This is a genomic window from Clostridium sp. C105KSO13 (genome assembly GCF_001517425.1).
Lineage (GTDB): Bacteria > Bacillota > Clostridia > Lachnospirales > Lachnospiraceae > Muricomes.
Genome location: NZ_FBWL01000158.1, coordinates 78,704 through 84,752 on the forward strand (window position 1 = coordinate 78,704; position 6,049 = coordinate 84,752).

Consider the following 6,049-nt stretch of genomic DNA (forward strand, 5'->3'; position numbering starts at 1 on the left):
AATTATGGAAGAATTTTATGATAAAGAGACGCTGGAAAAGGTTCAGAAGACTCAGGCAGGCATATTAAAAGATGTACTTGCCTTATGTGACAGACACAGGATAGATACGTTTATTATTTTTGGAAGTGCTCTGGGGGTGGTGCGCCACCAGGGGTTCATTCCTTGGGACGACGATATTGATATCGGGATTTTCCGTGAAGATCTGCCGCGTTTTAAAAGAGCTGCGGCAAAAGAACTAGGGGACAGGTATGAGCTTCTTACCTGCGAGACAAACAAGAATTACGCCTGTACAGTGACACATTTTCAGAAAAAGGGAACGAAGTTTATCTCAAGGGATGTGAAGGACTGTGACTATACACCGGGGATTAATATCGATATTTTTGTATATGATCATCTGGCGGATGGGTATATAGCAAGAAAGTATCAGTACTTTATGACCTGGTTCCTGGGGCGTCTGTTGTATTTAAGCGGAAAAGGAACTCCTTTTATCCCTTATACAGGTGCGAAAAAAAAGGCGGCAGAGTTGATCTGCAGTCTGGCCCGTCTTTGCTTAAGGGTATTGCATATTACTCCAATAAAAGTGTACAGAAGGTTCCAGAAGGTTTCACAGAGATACAATAACAGACATACAGAATATTATGCGGCTTTTGAGACTCCTAAACCCTGGGTCAATGCCATGAGAAAGAATGATGTGTATCCTTTAAAGGAGATGCCTTTTATGGATTTTACTGTAAAGGTGCCTAAAAACACAGATGAGCTTCTGACCAGAATTTTTGGTGATTATATGCAGCTCCCCCCCGAAGACAAGCGTATCAATCACAGACCTTACTTGATTGATTTTGGAGAAGAGCAGTAAAAGCTCATTTGGAGATATGAACATGCAACAAAAACAAAAGTCAATTACCGTTAATCTTATCGCAAATGGGATAAAGACGTTAATGAGTGTTCTTTTTCCACTCATTACTTTTCCGTATGCTTCCAGGATCTTAGGGACCGTTGGCATTGGGAAGGTGAACTATGCCAGTTCAATTATTTCTTATTTTATGCTTATTGCGTCCCTGGGAATCAGCACCTATGCTGTGAGGGAAGGCGCCAGGATACGGGATGACAAAGAAAAATTTAATAAGTTTGCAAAAGAAATATTAAATATCAACTTGTGTACCACACTGATTTCTTATGGGCTTCTGCTTGTTTTTCTGAATCTGCCAGTGCTGCAGGGGTACAAGAAGCTACTGGTCATATTTAGTGCAGGAATTGTATTTACCACCATAGGTACGGAATGGCTCTTTATTATTAAGGAAGAATATGCATATATTACGAAGCGTGCTATTGTATTTCAATTAGTTTCCCTTGTATTACTATTTCTTCTTGTGAAAAGTAAAGACGACTATTACTGGTATGCGGCACTTACAGTGATTTCTTCCGGTGGGTCAGCCATACTGAACCTGTGGCACTCCAGAAAATTTGTAGACTGGAGAAGAAAGTATTCTCTTGAATACCGGAAGCACTTAAAACCAATTTTTCTTATTTTCGGGACAAGTCTTGCATCCAGTATTTACTCCACAATGGATACAACAATGCTAGGGGCTATGCAGGGGGATTCAGCAGTAGGAATCTACACTGCTGCAGTAAAAATCAATCTGGTAATCAGCACCTTGATTGGTACTATATCAGCTACGATTCTTCCGAGGGTTTCATATTATATAGGCAACGGACTGAAAAAGGAATATGAAAAACTGATGAAGGCATCCATGGATGTACTTCTTATGATATCTATACCTGCTGCAATCGGGATGATATGTACCAGCGATATTCTCATCTATCTGTTCAGTGGCAAGGAGTTTATGTCTGGTAGTCTGGCGGCAAAGATTTTGTCTGTCAGAGTGGTGATTGGTGCGGTAAACAGAGTTTTAGCATATCAGGTGTGTACACCTTACCAGAAAGACAAAGAGGTGCTTATATCCACAGCTGCAGGGGCAGTCTTTAATCTGGCGGCAAATGCACTACTGATTCCTGTGGCAGGGGTAAATGGAGCGTCTGTCGCAACATTATGTGCGGAAATAATTGTATTTTTGATACTGACCCATTATGCGGGGCATATATTGAAAGTGAAGGCACTGTATAAACGGCTTCCAGTTTATCTGGCAGCGAGTATCTGGTTCTTCGCTGTGCGCTGGTGTATAGATATGCTGGTAACAGGACTGTTGCCACGTCTTTTTATTACGTTAGTGGTCTGTATATGTGGGTACTTTGTAATCTTGATGTTGATAAGGGATCCGTATTTACAGGAATACAAGAATAAAATATTAGATAAAGTCAGGGTATTGCGCCATTAAGGAGGAGTAGAAGTTGAAAATTGTAGTGGCAGGTATTGGGTATGTGGGATTGTCAAATGCAGTATTATTATCACAGAACCATGAAGTATATGCATATGATATTTCAGAGGAAAGGGCAAATTTAATTAATGAACGTAAATCTCCTCTTCAGGACAAGGAGATAGAAGAATATCTGGAACATAGAAAATTAAATCTTAGAGCGGGCAGTACTCTGGATGGAGAATTACAGGCGGCGGATTATGTGATTATCGCCACGCCAACAAATTATGATCCAGATAAGAATTATTTTGACACTTCTTCTGTGGAAACGGTGATTGAACAGGTGCTTTCAGCGAATGCAGAGGCCGTTATTGTGATTAAATCAACGGTTCCCGTGGGGTATACAGAAAGAATGCTTGATAAATACGGCAGACATAATTTTTTATTCTCACCAGAATTTTTAAGAGAAGGACAGGCTCTTTATGACAATCTATATCCCTCCAGAATTGTGGTGGGAGCACCAAAAGGGAATATAGAGCTTCATAAAAAGGCCCAGGAATTTGCCGAACTTCTGGAAGAGGGAGCAATAAAAGAAAAAATTGCAGTTTTAATTACAGATACAACGGAAGCGGAGGCAATAAAACTGTTTGCAAATACGTATCTGGCGCTGAGAGTTGCATATTTCAATGAACTGGACACTTATGCAGAGACAAAAGGACTGGACACAAGACAGATTATTGAGGGAATAGGTTTAGATCCCCGTATCGGGAATCATTATAATAATCCTTCCTTTGGATATGGGGGCTACTGTCTGCCCAAAGATACAAAACAGCTACTTGCAAACTATAATGATGTGCCGAATGACATTATGACAGCCATTGTAGAGGCCAACCGTACGCGGAAAGATTTTATTTCAACTCAGATATTAAAAAGAAATCCTCGGACGGTAGGTGTGTACCGTTTGACTATGAAAGCAAATTCGGATAACTTCAGACATTCTTCGATTCAAGGCGTGATGAAGAGACTAAAAGGAGAAGGCGTCCGGGTAATTGTGCATGAACCTACAATACAGGAAAAAGAGTTTTATCATTCAGAGGTAATAAATGATCTGCAGGAATTTAAAAATCAGGCAGATGTAATTATTGCCAACCGCTATGACAAAGTACTGAATGATGTGAAAGAAAAAGTATATACAAGGGATATATTTTATCGGGATTAGGAGGACAGGATGACAGAAAGCACAGCGTTATCAACTGAGTGTAAAGAGAATTCAAAACAGCAGGAAGATCTGGAAATGATTGCAGACAGCGGCATTGATTTTGACAGGTACATAAATACCACTGTATTTGTAACAGGGGCGACTGGTCTGCTTGGCTCTTCAATTATAAGAAGCCTTCTCTGCTGTAACCGGAAGAAGAATCTAAATATTCACTTGGTTGCAGCTGTCAGAAACCGGGAAAAGGCTGAAAGGATATATGGAAAATTAATACAGAGAGCGGATATGGAACTTTATATCCGTGATATTACAGAGCCCCTGGAATACAAAGGTAAAGTGGACTATATTTTTCATACGGCAAGTGTAACTGCGTCCAAAACTATGGTGGAGCACCCCACCTGTACGATAGAAACCGCTTATCAGGGAACCCGGAATATATTGGAATTCGCCAGGGAAAAAAGAGTCAGCGGGCTGGTATATTTGTCTTCTATGGAGGTATACGGAAGGCCGGAAGCAGATCTTAAGTATGTGACGGAGGATAATCTTGGGTATATAGATATCAGTAATGTGAGAAGCGGCTATTCGGAAGGAAAACGAATTTGCGAATGCTTATGTACGGCCTATGCCTCGGAGTACAATATACCTGTGAAGACAGCAAGACTGGCCCAGACCTTTGGTGCCGGAGTACTGCCCAATGATAACAGGGTATATGTTCAGTTCGCCAGAAGTGCAATTCACGAAGAAGATATCATACTGCATACAGACGGCACATCAGATGGAAACTATTGTTACATCAGAGATGTTGTGAAGGCGTTGCTTCTTTTGGGATATAAGGGAGAAAAGGGTGAATCTTATAACATCGTAAACGAAAATACTCACATGCAGATACGAGAGATGGCTCAGCTGGTGGCAGAGAAAATCAGCGGAGGAAAGATCAAAGTCAGGTTCGAGATACCAGAATCGGCTCAGACATTTGGCTATGCTCCGGCAGTGAAACTGAAACTAAGTGGTGAAAAAATGCGGGCATTAGGCTGGCAGCCGGAGGTTGATCTGCAGGAGATGTATGAGCGGATGATTTATGATATGACAATACATATTAAGTAACAAGATGGTGCAAAATGGGAAACGAGGTTTGCTGCTTTGCACCATTATTTAGTTGTTTTTCTTGTTGTAAATTTTTTTGCAAGTATTGCTACTGTCCTTAAGAAGAGATTTCGTTTCTTATGTTTTTTAATGAAATCATATAGATTTAAGGCTTTGATTGTGAATGAAAATCCTAACAATTTATAAAGTTTTTTAATTACCTTCACATAAGGATTTATATCATAATTTAATACAAAAGCATATTTTTTTATGTCCATAGCATCCTGCTTGATTCTATTATCTTTTATTTCACCAGAAAACATCATTAAAACAGCATATGGATAAGCAATATAGGAATAATATGCTTCTTTTAATTCATTTGATTCATTTGATTCCTTAATATTTGTTATGAACTCAATACATACATCTTTTAAATCTTTGACTATTTGATAAGACACTTTCTGATCGGACTGTGATTTTCCGGTACCCTTTCGGTACATATATGTAGCTGAATCACACCAGTCAAAGGTATTAGCATATTGTATAAGCTTACCTGTAAAATAGGTGTCCTCATTACGTTTGCCTTCAGGGAAAAGAATATTGCAATCAATTACTAATTGGCGTTTAATTGCTTTTGTCCAGACTGCACGAGTTAAAATATCTGTTTCAATACAATATTTTAAGGCTTCAGCTTTTGAAGAAGTATTAATTATATTTCTATTTACTGAGCCGGCTTTTTCTGAATTTTCTCCATTTTCCCAGAAATTAATTCTTCCAAATATAAGTACATCTGGATGGGTTTGAGATAAACAGTTAACTACATTGAAGAATACATCATTACTTTTATAAAAATCATCATTATCCATAAACATTAAATAATCACCAATGGCATTACTTATTCCCTTATTCCTGGCAGCTGATACGCCTTTGCGGTTTTGAAGCAATACTTTTACTTTATTATTATTCTCAGCATAAAATAAGCACTTTTCTCTTGAACCGTCATTGGATCCATCATCAATCAAAATAAGCTCATAATTTGTATAAGTCTGATCTAATATGCTATTGATACATTGCTTGAAATAAATACCAGCATTATATACAGGGACTATTATACTTATTTTTATTAAATCCATATTCTCTCCTATCCCAAATTTTTCCGATTTTTAAGCGTTTCTATATGAACTGTTTCTTATTATCGGCTATACTGGTACAGTTGTCAAGACAAAAGTCTACTTGAGTTTCCGCAGTTTTATCCACATAGACCTGAATTAAACCATGTCTTTATAAACAACTTTCAAAAAATGCCCCAAATATAAGGAATCTGATTCCTTTTTGATGTAAAATTAAGCTATCAAAGAAAAATCTTACTAAACAAAAAAGAAGGAGATTCCCTATGGCTAATTATACATCAAATACCTATGCACTGAAACGAAAA

5 protein-coding genes are annotated in these 6,049 nt (G+C 38.4%); 4 read left to right on the forward strand and 1 reads right to left on the reverse strand.

What is annotated here, in order from left to right:
- Positions 1-4 precede the first annotated feature (4 nt).
- Genes BN3456_RS06055 through BN3456_RS06070 form a run of 4 tightly spaced genes read left to right on the forward strand, consistent with a single transcriptional unit; the run spans position 5 to position 4,635 of the window.
- Positions 5-856, forward strand: coding sequence for a LicD family protein (locus BN3456_RS06055; protein ID WP_089983248.1), 852 nt, complete (start codon positions 5-7; stop codon positions 854-856).
- 22 nt (positions 857-878) lie between these two features.
- Positions 879-2,336 (forward strand): oligosaccharide flippase family protein, encoded by a 1,458-nt coding sequence (locus BN3456_RS06060; RefSeq protein WP_176699114.1) that lies wholly within the window; start codon positions 879-881, stop codon positions 2,334-2,336.
- Between the two features lie 13 nt (positions 2,337-2,349).
- The gene (locus BN3456_RS06065; protein ID WP_089983250.1) at positions 2,350-3,534 is read left to right on the forward strand and encodes a nucleotide sugar dehydrogenase; all 1,185 of its coding nucleotides are present in this window, start codon (positions 2,350-2,352) and stop codon (positions 3,532-3,534) included.
- Positions 3,535-3,543: 9 nt separating this feature from the next.
- Positions 3,544-4,635 (forward strand): NAD-dependent epimerase/dehydratase family protein, encoded by a 1,092-nt coding sequence (locus tag BN3456_RS06070; RefSeq protein WP_089983251.1) that lies wholly within the window; start codon positions 3,544-3,546, stop codon positions 4,633-4,635.
- Between the two features lie 44 nt (positions 4,636-4,679).
- Here BN3456_RS06070 and BN3456_RS06075 read toward each other — a convergent pair whose 3' ends face one another.
- Entirely contained in the window at positions 4,680-5,747 is a 1,068-nt protein-coding gene (locus BN3456_RS06075) for a glycosyltransferase family 2 protein (protein ID WP_089983252.1), read from the reverse strand.
- Positions 5,748-6,049: the final 302 nt, after the last annotated feature.

What these genes read in the sequence shown, in the direction of transcription:
- BN3456_RS06055 (WP_089983248.1), top strand. Translation starts at nt 5, where the DNA reads ATGGAAGAATTTTATGATAAAGAGACGCTGGAAAAGGTTCAGAAGACT.
- BN3456_RS06075 (WP_089983252.1), bottom strand. Translation starts at nt 5,747, where the DNA reads ATGGATTTAATAAAAATAAGTATAATAGTCCCTGTATATAATGCTGGT.
- BN3456_RS06060 (WP_176699114.1), top strand. Translation starts at nt 879, where the DNA reads ATGCAACAAAAACAAAAGTCAATTACCGTTAATCTTATCGCAAATGGG.
- BN3456_RS06070 (WP_089983251.1), top strand. Translation starts at nt 3,544, where the DNA reads ATGACAGAAAGCACAGCGTTATCAACTGAGTGTAAAGAGAATTCAAAA.